The sequence below is a fragment of the Streptomyces boetiae genome (assembly GCF_031845405.1).
GTDB classification, from domain to species: Bacteria; Actinomycetota; Actinomycetes; order Streptomycetales; family Streptomycetaceae; genus Streptomyces; species Streptomyces boetiae.
In genome coordinates this window covers 76,100-96,673 of the sequence record NZ_JAVREN010000010.1, presented here as the reverse complement: position 1 = coordinate 96,673, position 20,574 = coordinate 76,100, and the positions used below count along the sequence as shown (strand labels likewise).

General features: G+C 71.7%; 32 protein-coding genes and 1 tRNA gene. All 33 read left to right on the top strand.

Features of this window, described 5'->3' with window-relative positions; all coding sequences use genetic code 11:
* Positions 1–29: 29 nt before the first annotated feature.
* The 33 genes from RM780_RS09840 (at position 30) to RM780_RS09680 (ending at position 20,422) form a co-directional block, all read left to right on the top strand.
* Positions 30–845: a hypothetical protein gene (locus RM780_RS09840; protein ID WP_311630206.1), complete on the top strand. Its 816-nt coding sequence runs from the start codon at positions 30–32 to the stop codon at positions 843–845.
* Positions 846–1,766: 921 nt separating this feature from the next.
* Positions 1,767–2,354 carry a hypothetical protein gene (locus tag RM780_RS09835; protein ID WP_311630205.1) on the top strand — a complete coding sequence of 196 codons (588 nt, stop codon included), beginning with the start codon at positions 1,767–1,769 and terminating at the stop codon, positions 2,352–2,354.
* Between the two features lie 217 nt (positions 2,355–2,571).
* Positions 2,572–2,784, top strand: coding sequence for a hypothetical protein (locus RM780_RS09830; protein WP_311630204.1), 213 nt, complete (start codon positions 2,572–2,574; stop codon positions 2,782–2,784).
* Between the two features lie 72 nt (positions 2,785–2,856).
* The gene (locus RM780_RS09825; RefSeq protein WP_311630203.1) at positions 2,857–3,030 is read left to right on the top strand and encodes a hypothetical protein; all 174 of its coding nucleotides are present in this window, start codon (positions 2,857–2,859) and stop codon (positions 3,028–3,030) included.
* A gap of 123 nt (positions 3,031–3,153) precedes the next feature.
* Positions 3,154–3,675, top strand: a complete 522-nt coding sequence (locus RM780_RS09820) for a hypothetical protein (protein ID WP_311630202.1) — start codon at positions 3,154–3,156, stop codon at positions 3,673–3,675.
* 2 nt (positions 3,676–3,677) lie between these two features.
* Positions 3,678–4,049: a hypothetical protein gene (locus RM780_RS09815; RefSeq protein ID WP_311630200.1), complete on the top strand. Its 372-nt coding sequence runs from the start codon at positions 3,678–3,680 to the stop codon at positions 4,047–4,049.
* A gap of 133 nt (positions 4,050–4,182) precedes the next feature.
* On the top strand, positions 4,183–4,476 hold the full coding sequence (locus RM780_RS09810) for a hypothetical protein (protein WP_311630199.1): 294 nt from the start codon (positions 4,183–4,185) through the stop codon (positions 4,474–4,476).
* A 49-nt stretch (positions 4,477–4,525) separates the two neighbouring features.
* Entirely contained in the window at positions 4,526–4,738 is a 213-nt protein-coding gene (locus RM780_RS09805) for a hypothetical protein (RefSeq protein WP_311630198.1), read from the top strand.
* A gap of 91 nt (positions 4,739–4,829) precedes the next feature.
* Complete coding sequence (locus RM780_RS09800; RefSeq protein ID WP_311630197.1) at positions 4,830–5,183, top strand: hypothetical protein; 354 nt, start codon at positions 4,830–4,832, stop codon at positions 5,181–5,183.
* A 131-nt stretch (positions 5,184–5,314) separates the two neighbouring features.
* On the top strand, positions 5,315–5,692 hold the full coding sequence (locus tag RM780_RS09795) for a hypothetical protein (protein ID WP_311630196.1): 378 nt from the start codon (positions 5,315–5,317) through the stop codon (positions 5,690–5,692).
* Positions 5,693–5,961: 269 nt separating this feature from the next.
* Positions 5,962–7,236, top strand: a complete 1,275-nt coding sequence (locus tag RM780_RS09790) for a hypothetical protein (RefSeq protein WP_311630195.1) — start codon at positions 5,962–5,964, stop codon at positions 7,234–7,236.
* A gap of 289 nt (positions 7,237–7,525) precedes the next feature.
* Positions 7,526–7,933, top strand: coding sequence for a hypothetical protein (locus RM780_RS09785; RefSeq protein WP_311630194.1), 408 nt, complete (start codon positions 7,526–7,528; stop codon positions 7,931–7,933).
* Between the two features lie 84 nt (positions 7,934–8,017).
* Positions 8,018–8,377 carry a ParB N-terminal domain-containing protein gene (locus tag RM780_RS09780; protein WP_311630193.1) on the top strand — a complete coding sequence of 120 codons (360 nt, stop codon included), beginning with the start codon at positions 8,018–8,020 and terminating at the stop codon, positions 8,375–8,377.
* 137 nt (positions 8,378–8,514) lie between these two features.
* On the top strand, positions 8,515–9,102 hold the full coding sequence (locus tag RM780_RS09775; RefSeq protein ID WP_311630192.1) for a hypothetical protein: 588 nt from the start codon (positions 8,515–8,517) through the stop codon (positions 9,100–9,102).
* Positions 9,099–9,662: a hypothetical protein gene (locus RM780_RS09770; RefSeq protein ID WP_311630191.1), complete on the top strand. Its 564-nt coding sequence runs from the start codon at positions 9,099–9,101 to the stop codon at positions 9,660–9,662. The genes RM780_RS09775 and RM780_RS09770 overlap by 4 nt, the downstream gene beginning before the upstream one ends.
* A gap of 195 nt (positions 9,663–9,857) precedes the next feature.
* Positions 9,858–10,886: a DUF932 domain-containing protein gene (locus tag RM780_RS09765; protein WP_311630190.1), complete on the top strand. Its 1,029-nt coding sequence runs from the start codon at positions 9,858–9,860 to the stop codon at positions 10,884–10,886.
* 92 nt (positions 10,887–10,978) lie between these two features.
* Entirely contained in the window at positions 10,979–11,527 is a 549-nt protein-coding gene (locus tag RM780_RS09760; RefSeq protein WP_311630189.1) for a hypothetical protein, read from the top strand.
* Positions 11,524–11,781: a hypothetical protein gene (locus tag RM780_RS09755; protein WP_311630188.1), complete on the top strand. Its 258-nt coding sequence runs from the start codon at positions 11,524–11,526 to the stop codon at positions 11,779–11,781. The genes RM780_RS09760 and RM780_RS09755 overlap by 4 nt, the downstream gene beginning before the upstream one ends.
* Positions 11,778–12,038 (top strand): hypothetical protein, encoded by a 261-nt coding sequence (locus RM780_RS09750; RefSeq protein ID WP_311630187.1) that lies wholly within the window; start codon positions 11,778–11,780, stop codon positions 12,036–12,038. The genes RM780_RS09755 and RM780_RS09750 overlap by 4 nt, the downstream gene beginning before the upstream one ends.
* Positions 12,039–12,180: 142 nt before the next feature.
* On the top strand, positions 12,181–12,843 hold the full coding sequence (locus tag RM780_RS09745) for a DUF7178 family protein (protein ID WP_311630186.1): 663 nt from the start codon (positions 12,181–12,183) through the stop codon (positions 12,841–12,843).
* Positions 12,844–12,897: 54 nt separating this feature from the next.
* Positions 12,898–12,971, top strand: a tRNA-Phe gene (locus RM780_RS09740).
* Between the two features lie 123 nt (positions 12,972–13,094).
* Positions 13,095–13,625 (top strand): hypothetical protein, encoded by a 531-nt coding sequence (locus RM780_RS09735; protein WP_311630185.1) that lies wholly within the window; start codon positions 13,095–13,097, stop codon positions 13,623–13,625.
* Position 13,626: 1 nt separating this feature from the next.
* Positions 13,627–14,256 carry a cell envelope biogenesis protein OmpA gene (locus RM780_RS09730; RefSeq protein ID WP_311630184.1) on the top strand — a complete coding sequence of 210 codons (630 nt, stop codon included), beginning with the start codon at positions 13,627–13,629 and terminating at the stop codon, positions 14,254–14,256.
* A gap of 132 nt (positions 14,257–14,388) precedes the next feature.
* Positions 14,389–14,826: a hypothetical protein gene (locus RM780_RS09725; protein WP_311630183.1), complete on the top strand. Its 438-nt coding sequence runs from the start codon at positions 14,389–14,391 to the stop codon at positions 14,824–14,826.
* A 97-nt stretch (positions 14,827–14,923) separates the two neighbouring features.
* On the top strand, positions 14,924–15,388 hold the full coding sequence (locus tag RM780_RS09720; RefSeq protein ID WP_311630182.1) for a hypothetical protein: 465 nt from the start codon (positions 14,924–14,926) through the stop codon (positions 15,386–15,388).
* A 153-nt stretch (positions 15,389–15,541) separates the two neighbouring features.
* On the top strand, positions 15,542–15,718 hold the full coding sequence (locus RM780_RS09715) for a hypothetical protein (RefSeq protein WP_311630181.1): 177 nt from the start codon (positions 15,542–15,544) through the stop codon (positions 15,716–15,718).
* 156 nt (positions 15,719–15,874) lie between these two features.
* On the top strand, positions 15,875–16,450 hold the full coding sequence (locus RM780_RS09710; RefSeq protein WP_311630180.1) for a hypothetical protein: 576 nt from the start codon (positions 15,875–15,877) through the stop codon (positions 16,448–16,450).
* On the top strand, positions 16,447–17,049 hold the full coding sequence (locus tag RM780_RS09705; protein WP_311630179.1) for a hypothetical protein: 603 nt from the start codon (positions 16,447–16,449) through the stop codon (positions 17,047–17,049). Before RM780_RS09710 ends, RM780_RS09705 begins: the two co-directional genes overlap by 4 nt.
* A gap of 335 nt (positions 17,050–17,384) precedes the next feature.
* Positions 17,385–17,897 (top strand): hypothetical protein, encoded by a 513-nt coding sequence (locus RM780_RS09700; RefSeq protein WP_311630178.1) that lies wholly within the window; start codon positions 17,385–17,387, stop codon positions 17,895–17,897.
* A gap of 62 nt (positions 17,898–17,959) precedes the next feature.
* Entirely contained in the window at positions 17,960–18,133 is a 174-nt protein-coding gene (locus tag RM780_RS09695) for a hypothetical protein (RefSeq protein WP_311630177.1), read from the top strand.
* A gap of 81 nt (positions 18,134–18,214) precedes the next feature.
* Entirely contained in the window at positions 18,215–18,661 is a 447-nt protein-coding gene (locus tag RM780_RS09690) for a hypothetical protein (RefSeq protein WP_311630176.1), read from the top strand.
* 496 nt (positions 18,662–19,157) lie between these two features.
* A complete protein-coding gene (locus tag RM780_RS09685) occupies positions 19,158–20,018 on the top strand; it encodes a hypothetical protein (protein WP_311630175.1) in 861 nt (286 codons plus the stop codon).
* Complete coding sequence (locus RM780_RS09680; protein ID WP_311630174.1) at positions 20,018–20,422, top strand: hypothetical protein; 405 nt, start codon at positions 20,018–20,020, stop codon at positions 20,420–20,422. The genes RM780_RS09685 and RM780_RS09680 overlap by 1 nt, the downstream gene beginning before the upstream one ends.
* Positions 20,423–20,574 lie beyond the last annotated feature (152 nt).

Sequence of the window (20,574 nt, the reverse complement as noted above, 5' to 3'; positions counted from 1 at the left end):
CGGCGCCGCGAATGATCGGAGTCGGTAGCATGGCGGAGCAGATTTCCGCAACGGCGCGCAGGGAAGCCGCTGAAAACTGGGACGGAATCAGCCCGGAAGACATGGCGCGGGTCACTGAGGACGACTTCCGCACCCTTCAGGACCTGGCGCAGCGATACTGCCGGGTGGTGGACTCGACCCGTTCGCGCAAGCGGATGGACGGCAGCGCAACGGCGGCGCCGGGTGGGCGCGCGCTGTACGGCACGGACGACGTGAGCGCGGACGTGACCCAGGACTCGGTGCTGATCTTCACCAAGCGTCTGGCCAAGATCATCGCCACGTGCGAGCCTGCCGCCCTGTGGGTGGACACCCGGGAAGTGTCCGCGTGGCAGTATGTCCGCAGGGACGAAACGACCATGATCATCACCCGGTCCACCCTGCACCGCTGGGCCGTCCGCGACGCCGCCGCCCGCAACGGCTACCGGCTGGACGTGGCGCCGGAAGAGATCGACACCATTCCCGGAGCGCAGATCATGCGCGGGGTCCCCCACGCCGACACCCTGACCGTGCTGGCCGTGATTCCCTACCTGTCCGGCCAGAGTGACGCGATCTTCCGCGCCGCTTGGCGGGACGGTGCCGAGTTCCCCACGCTGGGGGTCATGCTGCGCCTCGCGGGCAACGCCGATGACCTCGGCCGGGCAGGGGTGATGAGTGGCGCCGCGCAGGAACTCTACGGCGGAGTACGTCACTCCAGCTACAACCTCAAGCGCACCCGCGAGCGCGCCCGGGAGGAGTGGCAGACCCTGCGCGCCGCCCTGGACTCCGTCCGGGAAGACATGATTTACGAGTCCACGCGCCGCCGGTAGAACGCGCCGTGCCGCAAGGGACAGCCCGGGTGCCCCAGTTCGGCACCCGGGCTACACCCCTGCCCGGAAACCGGGCCGAAAAGCAACCGGGCCAGCGTCGGCGATCGGGCCCTTCCGACCGCCGTATTTGAGGTGAGAACGCCTTACAGACGCTCACGGGCACCCGGACCTACCGGCGCCCGTATGAACGCCTGGGGGAGTCCCCCCGGGTGTTTTCCCGCGTGCGCAGGGATTCCGCCCGGACGGTTGTCCGGACGGCGTGCCAGCGTGCGCCGGAAAGAATCTTGAAAGAACTCCGGAAGCGCTCGGCGATCGGGCGCTTCCGGCCGCCGTATTCAGGTGAGGGCATCCTACGGCCCGCCAACGCGGCGCGCCGCGCCGGTCATTACCGGCTGACACGCCGCGCCTGCCCTGCCCCATCGCGGGCAGGGTAATTGACGGCCCGTAGGTATGGCGTCCGCCGTTGGGCGCGCGGGAAGAATCTTGCAGATTCGTTCCCCGCGCTCGGCGATCGGGCGCAGTGCCGTCCCGTATTCAGGTGCGGACGCCACTTGGGCGCGACACGCGGAGACCTGGGCAGCGCAGCATGAGCCTAGTTCGGCGTGGTGCCGTGCTTGAGCGGGCGTGCGGCTGATGCGTGCCGGATTCACCGAATGGCGTGTCAGTAGCGCCATGTTCGGCTTTTCCCGCGCGATGCGGCGCCCTTCGAGGAACCGGCGCTCCCCCGCAATCGCGGGCGCCGCGCTCCTGTGTGGCGCGGCGGAAGGGTTCCGGATGGAATCCGGGAAAACTTCGGGCGCGTTCGGCGATCGGGCGCTTCCCGCCGCCGTATTTAAGTGAGGCCAGCACAACGCTGGCACAGGTCAGCAGCGCCCACAGGGGCGGCGGGGGAATGGAGGACTTCGCGCCGGAGGGAGGACCATGAACATTCGCGGAGTTTCCCTCAGTACTTTCTACGACATCGTGGATGACATCTCGCGATCGGAATACGCGGGCAACGTCGCCGTCAACCGTGACGCACGTTGGTCGGGCCGCAGCTCGATTACCGCCCGCCTGCGCGTCACGGACTCCCGGGGCCTTGGCGCGCGAACGGCCGCGTCGGGGCGCCACGGCCCCTATGCCTGCTGGCACGCCCACCGGGACGTGCTGCGGCAGGTGTTCGCCGTCGCGCCGGACGCCACGGTCCGCACCGTGCTGGAGACATACCGGGGAGAGCCCGGCTTCCGGCAGAACTACCCGGCCACGGCCTACCGGAACGTCGGCAGCCTCGACTACCCGGCGTACATGCCTGAGCTGTGCTTGCACGCCGGATGCGGGGCGGAGTCGGCGCCGGTTGAGTGGCCGCAGCCGCAGCCGCAGCCGCCCGCCCCGGCCGGGGACGGCGGCGACGTGCTGGAGCGCATCCACCGCGAGCTTCGGCAAGCGGACCGGATGCGCCCGCAGCCGCTGTTCTTCGAGGGGCCGCAGTCCCTGCTGGACGCCCCGGACCTGGCTTACAGCGGCCGGTGACCGGCCCCCAAGTCGCCCCGCCCGGCCCCCGTTTCCCCACCCCGGGGCCGGGCGGGGTCCCCTCCCTCCGTGCTCCCCCGCGCTGGGGGCACGGGGCGGCGCGGCGGCTCTGAACGGCTCTGCCGTGCGCCTCGGCCTGGCCGGGCGTACCCACGGCTGTTCAGCGGCGAACGGCCGAACCATATGGACCAGTGCGAGGGAGAGCACGATGTGTGACATGTGCAGGCTGCTCGACGGCCGCAGCGGCGGCGCGGCCGGTCCGGCCAAGCCGGAGTCGGCAGCGGCGCCGGAGCGGACGGCCGTTGCGGCCGTCGAGAACGCGGACGGCAGCGTGACGCTGACGCTCCCGCCGGGCGCCTACGACGCGCTCCAGCTCCAGCTGGCGATCGGTGCGGCCGTCATGGGCCCGGACGCGCCGTTCCTCCCCTGACACCCGGCCCTGCCGCCGCCCCCGGGGTCCGCGTCCCGGGGGCGGCGCCGATCCGCAAATGGCGAGGGAGAGATGACGGACCTGTCAGAGCTGAAGGTGGCCCGGTTCGGCGGGCAGTGGCACGCGTGGAGCGAACAGCTCAGCGAGTGGCTGCCGCTGCCCCTGACGCCCGAGGCCAGCGCGGGCGACGTGAAGCACTTCTACGCCCACCGGGGCATGAGCGTGAGGATCGTCGCCGGCCGCTAGGCCGCGCCACACCGCACGCGAGCAGGGCACGGTGCGCCGGGCCGATACCACCACCGCGCGGGCCCGGGAGCAGCTTCCCGGGCCCGCGCCCGTGTCCGGTGACCGTGGAAGGGAGTCGCGGACATGACCGACACCAGCAACACCTGGGACGCCGAACCGCAGGGCGCGCTCTGGTACGGAGAGATCATCTACGGCCGGGACGTCACCGACGATGAGGGCGTGGCGATCGGCCCCGAGACCGACTACGCCTACGGGTACAGCACCGACCCGCTGCCCGACCCGGGGCTGATGTGCCCGCCGGGGGCGACGGTGCTGGAGGAGACGCTGACCCATCTGGCGTCGAAGACCACCCTGACCCGGCAGGAGGAAGACGGCGCGCCCGAGCGGGAGTTCCGGGTGTGGTGCGAGAACGGCGACCTGATCGCCGCCACGGACACCTACGAGGACGCCGCCGACGCGCTGCGCGAAGCCGTGCGCGCCGACATCGCCCGGCACAGCGAGGAGGACGCCGCGTGCGGGGTGCTGTCCACCTACGGCTACTCGGTCCAGGTGACCGAGGACGGCGCGGACATCACCCAGGACTTCGCGAACAACAACCCCGACCGGCCGCTGGACGACGGGGTCATCGCCGGGGAAGGGGAGTAGCCGTGCACCTGCACGTGGGCAGCAACACCCCCGGCTACCTGCCGGACTCGGTGCCGGAGTGCTTCGGCGACCTCGCCAGCGCCCTGGACGCGCTGCGCACCGAACTGCGCTTCCTGCAAAGCGACTTCTACGAGCGCTGCAACGGGGACTGCCCCGACGGCTCGGGTGAGGCGTGCGCGTGGTGCGAGGCGGCCGGGGCCGTGGAAGCCGCACTGTCGGCCATCGCCGACGGAGACGCCGCCCGGCACCTGGACCAGGAGCCGGAGTTGGGCTGGACGTTCCGCCCGCCGGAAGGCCCGGACATCCACCACTGGTGCGCCCGCCCCGGCACGACGGCCGACGCCTGCGCACCAGCCGGAGCCTTGACCACCTGAAACCCGCCCCGCCGCTCGGCGCCAGGAGGACGGACGTGGTGCGCCTGCCCCCTGGACACGGCGCAGCCGGCCGACCCCGCCCCCCGGGGCGGAGCCGGGGGGCACCTCACCGACCCGAACGGAGAGTCCCGTCATGCCCATTTCCGCACCGAAGAGCGATCTGCTCACCGTGGCCGAGCTGATCCGCCTGCTGCGGACCTGGCCGGGCGATCACGTCGTCACCCTGGCCAGCGACCCGGAAGGCAACCGGGTATCGGCCCTCTCCCGTGCCCTGGGAGACGGCATGTACCACCAGGACAGCGGCCCGGGCACGGCGCTGTACCCGATGCCCGAGGAACTGCTCGACGACGCCTCGCTGCGCAGGCTCTTCCCCCGCGGCGTGCCCGAAGGCGCCCGCGCTGCCGTCGTCCTCTACCCCACCGCCTGAGCACGGGCCGAGGCAAGCACCACAGGACGAAAGGGGGGAGGGGGCCGCTATGGAGGACATCGCTCAGGACGCCGGGTTGTCGGTGGCCGACCGCGCACGGCGCGTCGCTCCACTGTGGACGGCCTACCGAAGCCGCTACCCCGACAGCCTGATCCGCGACATGGTCGCCGACCTAATGCACCTGATCACGGCGGAAGGCGGCGATCCCGACCGCGAGATCGACGCGGCGATCCAGACCCACGACGCCGAACGCGACACCTGACCCGAGCGCCGCGCCCCGGCACCGGCCGCCCGCCCGGGACGCGCCGCCCGCGCCCGGCGCGAAGGCACCGTTGCGAGAGAGAGGAGACGTCATGCACGAAAGCCGGGACGGCCAGCCGTGCGATGTCGAAATCTACCGGCGCTGGCAGGGCCCAGTCATCGCGGACGGCGGCGACGGACAGGAGCCCCTCTCCGCGCTGCTGGTGGACCTGCTGACCCAGCGCGGCTTCGTCGAGCGCACCACCGGGCCGTTCTACCGCTGGTACGAACTTCCCCCCGGACTCGGGGAGGCCGCAGAGAACGCTCACGCCACCCGGGCGCTGGTGGCGCTGGACGCGGCTGGCTACCGGGTGGCGTTCGACCCCGAGCTTTACGACCGCGCCAGCGACACCCGCACCATGCCCCCGCCCGGCCCGGGCGGCGAGCCCGGCCCCGGTGACGGCTGACGGACACGGCGCCTGCGCAGCTCCGGCTCGGACCCGTCCGGCCGACCCGCCCGGCGCCGCTGGCGCGGAGCGCGCCGCGCGCCCTCGTCGGGCGGCGGCCACCCCACATCCACGAGGAGGAGGACCTTCGTATGGCCAACGCTGACCTGCTGCGCGCCACCTTGCAGCACATCGAGGAACATTCCGAGCAGTGGGACCAGCGGTCGTTCCGCTACGGCGACCAGGGCTGCTTCGCGTTCCACGCGGCGCGGCTGGCCGGAGCAGAACTGACCAGCCCGGATCCGGAAGTTACGCACGACGGCCTCACGGGCGCGAACTGCGACGTTGGCGTCGCCCTCAACGACGCCGCGCGGGGACTCGGCTTCACCGGGGACGAAGAACAGCTCGACATCGAGCAGTTCGCCACCCGTGCCCTGGGCCTGACCCCCGCCCAGGACACCGAGCTCTTCCATCCCGAGAACACCCTGGAGGACCTGGCCGTTCTCGTCCAGCGATACGCAGACGCCTGACGAGACGGGCATGGTCCGCCCCGCCCGCCACGGCGGGCGGGGCGGACCGATCCTCCGGGAGTCCTGCTGCCCACCGTTGCGCGAGTCTCCCGTCGCTGCGCGGCACGCCCGCACGCCCGCCCGCTGGCGCCCCCTCCCTCGCCCAGCTGCGGCTGGCGTGCGGGTCTGCTGTGCCGCGGGGTTGTCCTGGCCCGCAGCACCGACCGCGCCGGAAGGTATCCGCCGGGCGGCGCTCGCCCGGCCTGTCCCCGAACGGAAGGAAGGAGTCCATGACATCGCACCACCCGGTCCCCGAGTCCGGGATCCTCACGCCCGAGCGATTCGCCGGGCCGCTCTACGACCTACCCGAGGAACGGCCGAGTCCCGAGCCGAAGGACTATACGGTCGCGGTGGCCGACTCCGCACGGCACGACGGGGAGGCGCCCTACGTCTACGTGCTGCGCGCCCCAACCGCCAAGCAGGCGTGGGCGCTTGCGCTGGCCTGGCACCTCGTCACGTGTGACGAGCTGGACGCCTACGTCGTCGCCAGCCTCTCGTACGAGGGCACGCCGGGAGAGCACCCCGGGTATACGTGGAACGACCTGCGGCCCCAGCAGGACCGGGACCGTCAGCGCCGGGAACTCCTGGACCGGGCGCGGAAGCTGGAGCGGCAATTCGAGAATGGCTCTGCCCGCTACCGCGGCCCGGACGGCGAGGTGACCGACGAGAACACCAGCCGTTTCGACGAGTTGCGCTCGGCTCTTGGCGAAGAAGCCCTCGACCTCGTCCACGCCCTGGCCGGATTCGCCGAGGACGCCGGCGGCCACGCGAGCCACGATCAGCCGCATTCCACCTGCACCCGGCGCCCGGAACCGCCCGGGCGGCATACCGGGGCCGCCACACCGGCCCCCAGGCACGCGCCCGCCTCGCTCACCGGGAGGCCGGCGATGGGTGACAAGATCGTTTCGTGGAAGACCGTCGGTGAACTGGACATCGCCGGACACCGCATCGAGATCGTACGCCTCACCTGGCGGTATGCCGCCGGGGTCAGCTACGACATCATCGACGCCGCCACCGGGGACGTTCTGACCGAGGACGCGTCCTTCGATTCCTACCCGACCGAGGACCAGGTCCGCAGCCTCCTGGACCAGCGCCCCGGCCGTGCCGGGAACGGCGCCCCGCCCGGGCCGCGCCGGGGCGGGCCGGGTGCTCACCCGAAGTGCGAGCTGTGCGGCGGGCGGACGTACCCCGGCGTCAGCCTGGGGGACGGCTTCGCCTGCTTCGTCTGCACCCCGCAGTCGTACACCGATGTCCGAGCGGCCCTGGACGCGGCGGGCTTCGCCACGCGCCTGCGCTCCCAGGACCGGTTCACGGTCGTCTACGAGGTTTCCCAGCCGGGCAGCCCGGTGGTGCTGACCGTGCGCAACGACGGCCCTCTCGGGGACAACGCGTCGGCCTGGTGGGACGTGCACGACGCGCACGGCGAGCGCCACTTCGCCTGCCCGTACATCAGCGAGGCGACGGTCGCCACGCTGCATCGCCTTCTGGACGACCCGGGCACCTGAGACTCCGCGGCCGGAGTTCCGTTCGCGTCCGCCCCATGTCACCGCCGCGCCCGGCCGGAGGCCCCGCTCGGAAAGCGTCGTTCACCCCGCGTGGCCGCCACGAGCCCCCCAACCCGCTCCCGGTCCGGCCCTGTCCGGGCCGGGAGCGGTTACCGCTGCGCGCAGCGCGGCACGCCCGCACGCCCGCTCTTCCTTCCCCCCTCCCGGGGCGGGCGTGCGGGTCTGCGGCGCCGCGACCGCGGCGTCCGATCCCCGCTCTGATTGCCGATGGAAGGAGAAACGATCCCTCATGGCCAATACCGAACTGCTGCGAGCCACCCTGCGGCACATCCGCGCTCATCCCGACGCCTGGATCCAGATCGACTACCGCCGCGGCAGGGCAGGCTGCTTCGCCTACCACGCCGCCATGCTGGCCGGCGGGCAGCTCGCCCACCCCGCTGCCTCGATCGACCGGCCCTCCGGCGACGGGTCGTGGCCCAACCACGACCCGTACCTGGTCTGCAACCGCGCTGCACGCGACCTGGGGTTCGCTAGGGACGAGGTGGTCCACATCGCAGACTTTGCGCGCCGGGCCCTGGATCTGGATGACGCCTCGGCCCGCAGCCTCTTCAGCGCGGACAACACGCTCGACGATCTGGAACGGCTCGTCCAGATCCACGATGCCCGCCGCCCCGGGTCCTCCCCGGAGAGTCGGTGACCCCGCGCGCCCGGCGCCGCGTCCGGCAGGCCGGGCCCGGGCCCCATGGGCTTCGCGCGAATCTCCCGCCGCAACGGAGGAGGCATGGGTGAACGCGAGTTCTTCCAGTTCCTCGCATTCCGCTGGGATGTGACCCGGGCTAAGGAAATCGCTGCCGGAATTCCTCCGGGGCGGATGAATCCCGCGCCGTTCTTCGGATGGCTGAGCGCGATCAGCATCGATGAGGAACACGTTGCCCGTGTCGATACCGGCCGTCCCCTCCTCGCGGTGAGAATCCGCGAACTCGACGGCGCCGTGCTGATCATCGACGGCTGGCACCGCCTGGCCCGCGCCCAGCGCGACGGCCTCACACAGCTTCCCGTCGTCATTCTCCACGAATCCCAGGAGTGGGAGGTCCGCATCTTCGGCGGCACCAAGACCCGCCCGGAAGATCCCCGCACGTGACCGGGCCGCCGCGGGCCAACCGCCACACCCGGCCTCATTCTTGGGCTTCCGGGCGCACCACGCGGCGCCGCGGTCGGAGTTCCCATCGTCCTGACCCGGCGCCGGTCACCGCGACGACACGAGATGAGGTTGCACAGATGGGATACACCCACTACTTCGGCTACGCGCCGCTCACGGAGGACTTCGGCGATGCCTGGCCCGACATGGTGGTCGATGCCTGGCTCATCGTGGACCACCTCACCGCCCGGGGGATCCGGATCGCCGGGCCCGACGGCGAGGGAGGACCGATTATCGAGCCCGGGCACATCGCGCTCAACGGGGCAGGAGATGAGGCGCACGAGCCGCTGATCATCTTGCCCCGGCCGCCGACAGCGGCCGAGGACCCCTTCCTGGCCCGGGAGTACACCCGGCAGCGCTTCGTCCGGGACTTCTGCAAAACGAGCCGGAAGCCGTACGACGTGGCCGTGGCCGCCGTGCTGCTGCGCTGCCACCAGCGTGCCCCCGGCGCCTTCGCCATCGGCAGCGACGGCGGGTGGGACCAGGAATGGCGGCGCGGCGCGTTCCCCGCATCCCCAGCCGGGAACCTGTCGGCGCGCGGCGTGGTGGAGGACGTGTTCGGCCCCACCCCCACCGACTCGCCCCTGCTGCGCGGCGACGAAGCCGTCTCGGCCCTCCTCGACCCGCCGCAGGGCCAGCCGCCGGCGTTCGGGGGGAGGAGGCCATGACGGTAGCGGACACCTACGTGCACGAGGACTATCCGGGGGATGAGGACCGGGAGTTCTGGGCCCAGGTCTCCGGACCGGTGGCGCACACCCTGGAGTTCGAGGAACGCGACCTGGGCGTCGCGGTTCACTTCTGGTCGGAGTCCGCCGGACTGGACGCCCCTGAGTGGGAGAGCCGGGCGGTGCTGGAGGTCACCTACCGCGACCTGGACCGGATGATCGACCGGCTCACCCGCCTGCGCGAGCGGCACCGCCTGCGCACGCGGTGCGACTTCTGCGGCTCACCCCACCGGGCATGGGTCTTCGAGGTGCCGACCGGTCTTCTCCCCGATCCCGGCCGGGAACGCCGGGATGCCGTCGGGCGCCTGGACGACGGGCTGTTGAACGCCTGCGCCCGGTGCGCGGGACACGTCGAGCGCAAGAACGCCCGGGCCCTGGCTCGCCGCGCCGTCCGCGCCCGCGCCCGCAAAGACCGCAGGGAACTGTCCGCGCACTACGCCGAGCAGTACGCCGTGCTGCTCAACCGCCCGCTGCACAAGCACCGCGCACCTGAGCCTGCCTGAATCCTGCCCCTCAGTTATCGGCGCTCGCCAGGCTGAGTGCCCGGGAAAAGCGCAGAAGATTTCTACCGCGCGGTCGGCGATCGGGTGCTTCGGCACCCCGTATTTAAGCGAAAGGCAGTTGGCCGTTCCGCTGCTGCTCCCGCGCGGCCCTTCCTGAGAATCATCCCCTGGAAGCATGGAGAGGAGTCATTCGGCATGTCCCGTGAAACCCTGGACTGGCTGAACAAGAACACCCTGATCGGCTTCACGGAAAAGCGTGGCACTGCCTGGCATTACCACCGTGGTATGCAGGGCACCGAGTCCAACCACTACCGCGGCGCGATCCCTGTTCAGGACGTGCAGCGCCGCCTGTTCGACTGGGAGGCCGTGCCCGGGGAGGTGTTCGTGACCAGCCCGCTGACCGGCCGCCCGGAGCGCGACCTGGAGCGGGTGGCGTTCTCCCGCAGCGACACCGGCCGCGTCCTGGGCTACTTCGGACCGGGCTACCAGCCGCACCCCTACGGCGAGTGGCTGCTGAACAAGGTCGCCAACCTGCTCGACGACGACCTCGCGGTCGGCTCGGCCGGTCTGCTCAAGGGCGGCGCGGTCGCCTGGGTGTCCGTGGAGGTCCCCGAGACGATCACCACCCCGGAGGGGGTGGCGTTCCGGCCGCACCTGCTGGCCACCACCTCTTTCGACGGGTCGCTGGCGACCACGTACAAGCCGGTGGTCACGAACGTGGTCTGCGACAACACCATGAACGCCGCGCTGAACGAGTCCGGCCGGACCGTGAGGGTCAAGCACTCGCGGAAGTCGGAGCTGAAGCTGGCCGCCGCCCGCGACGCGCTGGGCATGGTCCACCGCGTCGCCGACTCCTTCACGCAGGAGGTCACGCGCCTGTGCCGGACGGACGTCTCCGAGCGGCAGTGGCAGCGCTTCCTGGACGCGCACGTCGAGCTGCCCGCCAAGCCGGGCCGAGGGCGGACACTGGCAGCGCGCAAGCGCGAGGCGCTGACCAGCCTGTGGACGGACGACGCGCGGGTGGCCCCCTGGCGCGGAACCGCCTTCGGCGTGGTACAGGCAGTAAACACTCACGCCCACCACGGGCAGACCGTACGCGGCGCCACCCGGCCCGAGCGCAACGCCCTGCGGGCCGTCACCGGCGACTTCGACACCCTCGACCGCTCCACCCTGGCCACCCTGGCCGGGGTGCTGGAGCGCACCGAACTGGTCCGCGCCGCCTGAACGCCCCCCGGGGCGGGGGCACTGCCCACGCGCCTCCGCCCCGGCCACGGTGCCACCCACCTACCCGCATGCACGAGAGGAGTTGCATCAGCATGCTGGCCCACAACGGCCCGCTCCCGCGCCACCCCCACCTCGACGGCTCCGACATTTTTCAGACCACTGGAGAAGAGCGGGGGTTCTACCACTTGCTCGAAGCAGCCCACTGGATCGGCGACGCCGAGGACTACTCCGGCCCGGACGGCTGGCAGCGCTTCGACAGGGAACTGGCCCCCAGCCTCGCGGGTTCCATCGTCGCGGACCTGCTGACTTACGTCTACGACGCCGCAGGCCCCCTCGGGCTCGCCCGATGCCTCGCAGACGCGCTGGACAACATCACCGCCGAGCTGGGACACAGCGACCCCGACCCGGACGACCCGCGGAAGAACCCGGCAGCCAGCCTGGCGATTACCGAGGCGCTAACGGTGGCCCTGGTGGATGTGCTGGCCAGCCTCTGGGTCCGGGCCACCGATCCTGACGGCCGCGCGGTCGAGGGGGAGGTGAGGGGGCTGCGTCCGACGCTGACCTTGCGCCGGGACGACGGCGAGTTGGTCACGGACATCCGGCCGGAGCGCGTGCAGAACATCGAGGTGATGTCCCTGTGAAGCCCCGCTGCGAGGGGCACTTCATCCGGCGCTACGAGTACCTGGAAGAAGAAACGATCCGCTGCCTGCACGATGCGGTCTATCGCGTGGAGTGGATCGCGCTCCCGGTCTACGACCCGGGCGTCGCGGAACTGGTCCGCAAGGTGGCCTGCGGCACGCACCTGGCGAAGATCGTCCGGCAGGGCCTGGAACACCGCGCGCAGGAGGTCCACGTCCTGCCGATCGGCTCCCCTTGGGAGTGGTGGACGCCGTGACCAGCAAGCCCAGGCTGATCCGGGTGCATTTGACCGCGCACTTCGCCACCCGCGAGGAAGCCCTGGCCTGGTTCGACGAGCTGCGCCGGCAAGGAGCAGTCCCCGCCACGGCGGAGCTGTACGTGCCGGACGCCCTCGACAAGGACGGGCACGGCCTCACCGGCCAGGACCTCATCGTCCGCCCCGGCGGCGACCGGCCCTGGGGCCGGGTGCGCGACCAGCGCCCGCCGCGCCGCCGACGGCGAACCACCGACTGAACAACAACCGTCCGCCCTCCGGCCTCGGTTTCCGCCGCTGCCCCGGCAGCCGGACCGGGGCCGGACGGCGTTCCGGGCAGCCCCGGTCCCGACGCGCCGCACCCCTGGTTCCCTGCGAGCGCTTCCCTGGAGGGAGGAAGCCGTGGTCCCCATCGACGTATCCGCGCGGACCCGTCGGCGGTACGTGCGCAACATCCTCAACGTGTGGCGCTCCGCCACCACCGAGCAGCAGCAGCGCGGGCGCGCCTGGTACCGCACCGCCCACGACCTCGCGGCGGCCCTCACCGGCGGCGACGCCCGCACCGGCGCGGGCGTGATCGCCGCGCTGTCCGCCAACAAGTCCTGGGAGGCGAACGTGGAGCTGGCGCGCGCCGCCTGCGACACGGGTCTGGAAGGCGGGCACTTCGCCGACGCGCTCGCCAAGGCCGCCGCGATCCTCGCCGGAGCCGACCCGGCGGACGTACTGCCGACGGAGCGCAAGACCGGGCAGTTCTTCCGCTGCATCGCCGACCCCGACGACCCCGACGTGGTCGTCATCGACCGTCACGCCCACGACATCGCAGTCGGCCGCACCTACGGCCAGCGCGACCGGGGCCTGTCCAGCGCCCGCCGGTACGCCCTGCTGGCCGACTGCTACCGCGAAGCCGCCCGGCAGCTGGGCGAACTGCCCAGCACCGTGCAGGCCGTCACCTGGGTCGTCCACACCGACCGCATCGCCGGCACCGGCACCCGCCCCCAGCGCCACCACCCCGTGGCACCGATCGCGACCCAGGCCCGCCCCGCCGCGCTGGTGCGCGCGGCCTGACGACAACCCCCGCGGACTCGCCACGACTCCCGCCGCTGACCAGCAGCACGCCCCGGGCCCGTAGCTCAGTGGCAGAGCAGGCGCCTTAAAAACGCCCCTGGTCGCCGGTTCGAATCCGGCCGGGTCCACACCATCCGGGGTTTCCGGCGGCCGTCCCCGTGGCCGCTGCCGGGATTCCGCTGCCGCGGCAATCCGCGCCGCGCGCGGGCGGACTGACCCATTCATGCCAGCAGAAAGTGAGGAGCAGCACGGTGAGACAAGTCTGCCCGCCGGGGTCCCTGGCCTGCCTGGACATCGCCGCCTCGGCCTACGAGGAGATACGCGGCGGCCCCCGCTCGGCTCCCGGGAAGGTGATCGAGGGCGGCGACGCGCTGCGTGCCCGTATCGCTGCGGAACTCGCAAGCGGAGCCTATGCCTACGCTGCGCAGAACGGCCCGGTGATCCTGTTGCGCACCCGCACGAACGCGGCCCGAGCAGACGTGGAGTTCGCGGCGCTCAGCTATGGCTATTCCTTCGAGGACCACGCCCACCAGCTCGTCCGCGCCGTGGTGACCGCCTTGCGGGAGAGCGGACTCCAGCCGCAACTCCAGCGAGGTGTTCAGCCCGTCGGAGACGGCTTCCTCGTCCGCCCGGGCGCGAGCCCGGACACCGTCCACGTCGTCGTCCACGAGGGCACCGAGGCGGACTTCTACAGGTCCGCGGCGGTGCTGCACACCGCAGGATACCGGGTCGCAGGCGAACACGAGGGCACTGGCGTACTCGACGTCACGGAGGTGCACTGACGTGGCGCACCCCCCGATCCCCGTCCGTTGCGCCGCCCGCCCGCTGGCCGGCGGACTGGTCGTCCCGTGGATCACCCTCATCCACAACGGCATCCCCGCCTTCGGCGCCATCGACGCGGCCAGGCGGCACGCGGCGTTCGTCCACCGGCTCTGCCAGATCTGCGGACAGCAGCTGGAGGAGCGGATCTACCTGCTCGTGCGGCCCATGGACGTGCACGCCGGCTACGCCCCCGAACCCGCGGTCCACCCCGAATGCCTCGGCTACGCCAGGCAGCACTGCCCCCACCTCAACGGTCAGGCGACGCACTACCGGCGCACGCCCGTGAGCAGCGCTCATCCGGCGGGGCGCCCGTGCGAAGACCCGAACTGCCCCTGCCGGAAAACGGATTCGTCTGCCGATCACGCGGTCCGGGCGGGAGCGCCGGCCGATGACTGGGACGCCTGGCTCATCGCGCCGGACAGCTACCGCCTCAAGCGCGCGGCCCGGGACGAAGTCCTCGGCATGGACCTGGCCGTTCCCGTGCTGAGGAAGCGGACCATCCGCCGCAACGACCGGGACCACGCCGAACTGGACCAAGCCCTCAGCCTGCTGCGGCAGTTGCTCGACCTCCCCGGCGAGGACGGCCCGTAGCAGCAAGGACTGCAACAGGCTGCGCCCGACCACGGGAGCACGCGCGCATGCCGCCATGCCCCGCGCGGCACCGCCGCCGACCGAACCCACCAACTCCGCACCGATACGCACCGAAAGGAGGAACCCGCGCTCATGAACCCCCACTGCCCGTCGCCGGGCCCCAGGCTCGCGGACGCATGCCTCGCCCAGCTCCTGACCGTACTCGGGCCCGGTCGCCATAGCATCGTCGTCGCCGTCGCCCCGCCCCCGCAGATCGAGTCCCTGGACGCGACCGTCCAGCGCCGACAGCCGGCGGCCTACGACGAGTTCGAGGCGATCGCCCTGTGCCTGCTGCTCGACGCCGCCCTCGCACCGGCTGGCGAGGGCGGCATCATCACCCGCTCGTACGCCGAGACCGCCGGGTACCACGTCGTCCGCGGCTGGAGGATTAGGGACGGCTGGCCACGTCCGCTGAGCGCGGCACAAGTGCGCCTTGCGGCGACCACCGAGGTGGAAACCGGCCGTCGGCTGCCGCCGGAGCCCGGCGTCCTCTACCGGCCGGGCCTGCCGATCCCTCCGCTCACCGAGTAGCCGCCGCGCGCCGCTCCCGCCCCGCCGCTGACGAGCAGAAGAAACCCCGGCCGACGGGGCCGGACCTCCAGCAGGGAATCAGAGAGGAGGCTCAACCATGCCGTTCGCCGTGAGGGAAGACACTCTCCGCATCTGGCTGACCGAACTCATCGTGTGCCGGGAGCTGCAAGAAGCCTTCGCGGATTCGGGAGCGTCGCTGTCGGCTGCCAGCCCGCCCATCGACATGGCCTGGCGCCCGGCGAAGGTCGGAGAGGAGGACACGGCAGTCCTGCTGATCCGCGCCGCGCAGGCCGAAGGAGTCCTCTGCGGCCCGCACGGCGAGGTGCTGGACGCGGAGTTCGTTGACGACGGCGACCTGGGCTACTTCCGCTTCTTTCTCCACGTCGCCTCCCCCGTGCCCCTGACCCTGGCCTCGCCCCCCTGCCCGGTGCCGCGCATGGCGGACCCCGCAGCCACGGGAATCGAGGCCGGCGTGGCGACATTGCTGACGGCCGCGGACCACGGACGGCGCCTGCACTACGAATTCACCGCCGCTATCACGGCGGCAGGGGGAGACCGTTAGCTACCGCCCGCCCGGCTCCGGGTACCCCGAGCCTGTGCGGGGGAAGGGCGGGCATTTCTTTCCGCGGAGTCGGCGATCGGGGCTTTCGCAGCCCCGTATTAAGGCGAAAGCGCATCATCCACTGACGGTAGCCGCCATGAATCGAGGTGAGTGATGGCGGAAATCCGGAACCGTAGCATCTGGACCAAATCGGAAGATCCCGAATGGCTTGCTCGCAACGCCGGATTTCCGGATGTCCTGATCATGCATGGCGTCACGGAACAGCAGGCCGTATACGCGCTGGAGCGACTGCGGATGCTGTACGGCGATGAGCACCTGGAGATCAGGTGACGTCTCGTGACCCGCACTGTGCCGAACCGTGCACACGAATTCCCGCGCATCCGCCGTTATCGGTCCGGCGGGCGGAACGGCTACTGGCGGCCCGGTGAGAGACCGCCTTACCGCAGCAGTACTTGTCTATGCAGTCCCAGAGAAGGGAGGAGGAAAGTGGCGAAGAAGGTGGGACGGCGGGGCTGGTTCTTTCTGGACTGCGGATGCGTCGCCTACATGGTTGCGGACTGGCGTCTCCACACGCAGACCCCCACCACGGTGGAGTGCCCGGAGTCGAAGCGGCTGCACGACGCCTACGCTAAGGCCGTAAGGGAAGGCGGTATCGGCGACGGGTTGCCGCAACTGCGGGCTATAAACGAGCACTACGGGATACCCGAGGAGATCACCGCGGCATTCGAGGCCCGGTTCGCCGACCGGCCGCCGTCCCGTCCCCGGACCTTGGTGGACGCGATTGGCACGCAGACCGGCTGGTACGACCTGCGGTGCGGCTGCCGCGTCTTCGTGAAGTACCCCGGCTGCTACGTGCACGTCGTCGACGCGGTCAAGTCCTGCGAGGAACTGGACCGGTTGCAGCGCTCCTACCGGGCGAAGGTGCATGGTGCCCTCCCGATCCCGGCGGGGGCGTGGGCCGACTTCATCGCGATGTACCGCCATGTCGGCGCCCCCGCCGAGGCGATCGCGGACCTGGAATCCGCGTCGGGCGTGCGCCCGGCGGCCGGGAAGGGGCGGTGACCGTGCACAAGAAGCCGCCCGCCGGCGACCGCGAATCGGTAAGGCTCTCCTACGGCCCCGAGGAGAAGCGGAAGGAGGACCGGGACCGCGCCGTTCACGCCGAGGGCGTCGGACAGCGTGGCGTGACTGGCATCCGCCCGCCCGACCGCACCTTCCCCGGCGAGAAGGAGTGCGAGCAGGCCAACCGCACCGCGGTCTTCCACCCGATGGTCGAGGACGAAGGAGTCCCGTGCATTGAGGTCGGCGGCGTCCTGGTGTTCACCTGCCTGGACCACCTGAGCGGCGCGTTCCTGGTCCACATCGACCTCGACACGGCCGATGACCGCCTCGTCCGGCCCGACGCGACGGTGCCGCTTCGCATCGAGGTCCAAGGCGACACGGTGCTGGACGACAGCGCGGAAGGCACTCCCCGTCGTGGCGTGCTGCGCGAACTGCTGGAGGCTGCTGACGACGGTCAGCAGGACGCAATCCGCGACGCCGCGCTCGCCGCCGGCCTTCTGTGGCGCTGCCCTGCATGCCAGTGGGACAACCCTCGCGAGGCCGCCCATTGCCAAGCCGGAGACCCCTGCCGTGCCCCGAGACCGGCACAGACACGTTGACGAAGGTCCCGGGCCGCCCACGGGACACGTCGGCCTGGCACACCAGGGCTGGCCGCACGGTCCCGCGCGGGCGGAGCTGACCCGCAAGAGGAACGTCCGCGCCTACCGCGCGGCCAGTGGCCGGCGCCCCGGGCATCCGGCCAGCGGCCGACCGGGAACAGTCTCTTCCTGGGGCAATCCGCCCGCTACCAGGTCTTTCGACGCGCCGCCGATATTTCCCAGCCTTGCGGTCGCTGGCTGGCGGCCTTCGGACGGTCACGGGCGGGTGGTCGCGCCGGGCACGCACCAGCGGATACCGGCAGATTCCCTGACGAGACAGGAAAGGAAGGAAGAACGTGACCTCGATACGGCGAAGCGATTATCTGGCGGCGCCGGAGATCTGGGGCGATCAGGAGTACGAAAGCCGCGATGTGCTCGCCGAAGAAGTGAAACCCGGCGACCTGATCGTCTTCGAGAGCGACCTCGGCAACGCCTACCGGGTGGTGTCGATCGACGCGCTGGACTCGCGCCCGAACGACGAGCGCATCCTCTACCGCTACAACTGCGTCGGCGGCGCGACGGCCGGCCGCTACGAGGGCACCACGATCCCGGTGGTCGTCACGGTGGCGGGACGGAAGGTCAGCCGGGCGGACGACCCGGTGATCACCCTGTCCGCCCTGTGGGCTTTGCAGAACGGCCTTGGCCCCGATCAGCAGGTGCGGCTGCGCGTCATCACCGCCTACGGCCACGCCCACGCGGGCGTCGTCACCGGCCTGGGCGCCACGCTGACCCTGCGCCTGGACGACGGGGAACTCCTGCGAGGGGTCCGGCCGGAGTGGGTGCAGGCGATCGAGGTGGTGGGTCGGTGACCCGGCGCTGCGACGGCCGTTCCGCCCGGCGCGGGGCGCCTGCGTGCGCGCGGGAGGCGATCGTGCGCGTCGAGTGGTTCGCCAACCCCTCGGCGCTGCCCGGCCTGGGGCGGCTGGTGCGCAAGGCGGCCTGCGGCCAGCATCTTGCCCAGCTCGCCCGGCAAGGACTGCGTGATCACCCCCGGCACGTCCACATCCTCCCGATCGACACGGCCACCCGCTGGTGGCGCACCTGAGCACCGCGCCACCAGGCCGCCCGCGCGGTCCGGCCGACCAGCGCACCGCATGCAGTCCGCGGAGAAAGGAGAAAGAAGCGCATGGCCAGCCCGGAGTCGCCGGGAACCTACGGCGACTACACCATCATCGAACGCTACCGAGTGCCCGAGGCTGACACCCAGTTCGTGCTCGCCCAGGCGCCCGGCCGGACCCAGCCTTGGGCCGTGGGCGGCGGCAGCCGCCAGGGCCGCTACTTCGAGGACGAGCAGCGGGCGCGGACTGAGTACGCCGACCGCATCGCCGATTCCCTTGGCCTGGTGGTCGGCCCGCCCGGAGCGGTGATGATCCCGGCGGACGAGCGGCATCTGCTCACCCGGCGTGCCACCGCGTACCGGGACGCGGCCCGGGCCTTCGAGCAATCCGAGCCCGGCCCGGACGGAGACGAGAGCGAGACCGCGGTGGCCCTGCGAGATGCCGCCGATGCCCTGGCCGGCCAGCTCCAGCACCTCGGCATCATCGCCGCAGTCTTCGAAAGCTGGGAGATCTGACCCCGGAGCCCACGCTGGTCACCGTGCGGCGCAACCGGGAGCTGGCGGCCTACCAGTCCACCCCCCGCGCACTGGTCAACGACTACCACGACCAGGGGCGGGAGCTCCAGCGGCCCGTCACCGCCGAGGAAGCCGCCCGCGTCCGGCCCGGCTTCGACCTGTACGCGGCCTACCTGTCCGCCGCTGACCCGGACGGCTGCACCGCTTGGCGTCGCGCCTACGACACGTGGCAGGAGGGCGACCTGCGCTGGCCGCTGCCCCGCCAAGAGGGCTATGCCGTCGCCGACGCCTTCCTGCGCTTCGCCGGGCACCGGCTCTGCAACACCGGCACGGCCACCCACGTCAGCTTGCTGCCCTGCGATACGGCCCACGTCTCCCGCTGGGCGCGCCCTGCGACCGGGAGGGGCATATGGCGGCCTTCCGCGACCTGGACCGTGCGCCCCCGCAGGCCGCCCGTGCGCCCACCCCTGACTCCTGAAGGAAGGAGAAGCTCGTCATGCGCTGTTCCACTACCCGGCCCGACCGCACCTGCACGCGCACGGCCACGCACGTGCTTCTGTCGGCCGCCGACGGCAACGAGAAGCCTGCCGGCCCGGTGTGTGAGCCCTGCGGCACCCGCCGGGCCCGCGCACCCGGGGCCCGGACGCGCCTGGTGCCGCTGGCCGTCATCGAACCTCCACCCGGCTTCATCCCTTCCCACGGGCACCGGCTGATCCGCGCGCCGCGCCGCGGGGAGCCAGCCGCGATGCGGTGCCTGGACTGCCAGGCCACCGCCCCGCACGCCGCCTTCTGCACCGGATGGGAGGGCTGCCCCGGGCGGCCGGAGTCGCTGAACTACCTGAGCATCGCCCTGCTGCCCGGCGTGGAGGAGATGGACGCCTCCTCCCGCGCTCAGGCCATGGCCGGGCACTACCGCACCGTGGCCGGACGGATCGGGCTGCCCCTGGAGGACTGGCAGACCGTCCTGAACGACCCGGCATACTGCGCCTTCTTCACCTTCCGCGACCGGGCCTACGGCCTGCGCTACGGCGTCGGCTGGCACGGATGCGCCGCCGAGCCGCTGCCCAACGGCGGAGCGCCGGCCCCCGGCTATCTCGATGCGCAGTTCGCCGAAACCTTCCGCCAGGTCGTCTTCGGCTTCCGCGACCTGGACACCGGCTCCGGCTTCTTCGCCTGCCACCAGCCCGGCGAGCCGGACATCGTCCGGTACACGCCGGAAGGCCGGATCGAGGCCGTTCTGCGGCTGGCCGACGGCCGCCCCCGAACGGTCGAGGAGATCACCGAAGCCGTCGCCGCGACCTGGGGCCCGGTGGCCACCGTCCGCTACAGCACCCGCGTCTACCCGGGGGAGGCGTGATGGGCACCCGCTACGGCCTGCTGACCTTCATCCCCGGCACCCAGCGCGGGCTCGTCGGCTACCACGTGCATCCGAAGGCGCGCGGGCAGCGGCTCGGCTTCGTCTACGACACCGCCGCGGCCGGGTGGGTGGCCGAACACGACGGCAACGAGGACATCATCGCCATCCCGGGGTTCCGCTCCCGCGAGTTCGCCGGCGAGTACCTCCACGACACCCAGCCCCCCGTGCCCGCCCTGCGTCCGGTGCCGGACCCGGGCGTGTGCACCTGCCCGCCCCGGCCGGGCGTGCGACTTCGAGGAGCACGGTGGCCAGCGGTTCGCCATCGAACCCGACGCGAACGGCGGCCAGCCGGGCTGGCATGGCCTACTGGACCGCGCGGACGGTCGGCACGTCCTGGCCGGTGAGCCGGAACTGCTCGCCGGCCTTCTGCCCTCAGTCCGTGCACTCGCCGGGCACCACTGACCGGCCAACCGACCCCCGACCGACCCCGGCGTCCTCTACCGGCTCCGCTCCCACCTCGACCCCGACAGCCCGTTCCCCGACTGGCTCAAGCACC

Coding starts and splice junctions, on each gene's coding strand:
- RM780_RS09840 (WP_311630206.1), top strand. CDS start 30: ATGGCGGAGCAGATTTCCGCAACGGCGCGCAGGGAAGCCGCTGAAAAC.
- RM780_RS09835 (WP_311630205.1), top strand. CDS start 1,767: ATGAACATTCGCGGAGTTTCCCTCAGTACTTTCTACGACATCGTGGAT.
- RM780_RS09830 (WP_311630204.1), top strand. CDS start 2,572: ATGTGCAGGCTGCTCGACGGCCGCAGCGGCGGCGCGGCCGGTCCGGCC.
- RM780_RS09825 (WP_311630203.1), top strand. CDS start 2,857: ATGACGGACCTGTCAGAGCTGAAGGTGGCCCGGTTCGGCGGGCAGTGG.
- RM780_RS09820 (WP_311630202.1), top strand. CDS start 3,154: ATGACCGACACCAGCAACACCTGGGACGCCGAACCGCAGGGCGCGCTC.
- RM780_RS09810 (WP_311630199.1), top strand. CDS start 4,183: ATGCCCATTTCCGCACCGAAGAGCGATCTGCTCACCGTGGCCGAGCTG.
- RM780_RS09805 (WP_311630198.1), top strand. CDS start 4,526: ATGGAGGACATCGCTCAGGACGCCGGGTTGTCGGTGGCCGACCGCGCA.
- RM780_RS09800 (WP_311630197.1), top strand. CDS start 4,830: ATGCACGAAAGCCGGGACGGCCAGCCGTGCGATGTCGAAATCTACCGG.
- RM780_RS09795 (WP_311630196.1), top strand. CDS start 5,315: ATGGCCAACGCTGACCTGCTGCGCGCCACCTTGCAGCACATCGAGGAA.
- RM780_RS09790 (WP_311630195.1), top strand. CDS start 5,962: ATGACATCGCACCACCCGGTCCCCGAGTCCGGGATCCTCACGCCCGAG.
- RM780_RS09785 (WP_311630194.1), top strand. CDS start 7,526: ATGGCCAATACCGAACTGCTGCGAGCCACCCTGCGGCACATCCGCGCT.
- RM780_RS09780 (WP_311630193.1), top strand. CDS start 8,018: ATGGGTGAACGCGAGTTCTTCCAGTTCCTCGCATTCCGCTGGGATGTG.
- RM780_RS09775 (WP_311630192.1), top strand. CDS start 8,515: ATGGGATACACCCACTACTTCGGCTACGCGCCGCTCACGGAGGACTTC.
- RM780_RS09770 (WP_311630191.1), top strand. CDS start 9,099: ATGACGGTAGCGGACACCTACGTGCACGAGGACTATCCGGGGGATGAG.
- RM780_RS09765 (WP_311630190.1), top strand. CDS start 9,858: ATGTCCCGTGAAACCCTGGACTGGCTGAACAAGAACACCCTGATCGGC.
- RM780_RS09760 (WP_311630189.1), top strand. CDS start 10,979: ATGCTGGCCCACAACGGCCCGCTCCCGCGCCACCCCCACCTCGACGGC.
- RM780_RS09725 (WP_311630183.1), top strand. CDS start 14,389: ATGAACCCCCACTGCCCGTCGCCGGGCCCCAGGCTCGCGGACGCATGC.
- RM780_RS09720 (WP_311630182.1), top strand. CDS start 14,924: ATGCCGTTCGCCGTGAGGGAAGACACTCTCCGCATCTGGCTGACCGAA.
- RM780_RS09715 (WP_311630181.1), top strand. CDS start 15,542: ATGGCGGAAATCCGGAACCGTAGCATCTGGACCAAATCGGAAGATCCC.
- RM780_RS09690 (WP_311630176.1), top strand. CDS start 18,215: ATGGCCAGCCCGGAGTCGCCGGGAACCTACGGCGACTACACCATCATC.
- RM780_RS09685 (WP_311630175.1), top strand. CDS start 19,158: ATGCGCTGTTCCACTACCCGGCCCGACCGCACCTGCACGCGCACGGCC.
- RM780_RS09680 (WP_311630174.1), top strand. CDS start 20,018: ATGGGCACCCGCTACGGCCTGCTGACCTTCATCCCCGGCACCCAGCGC.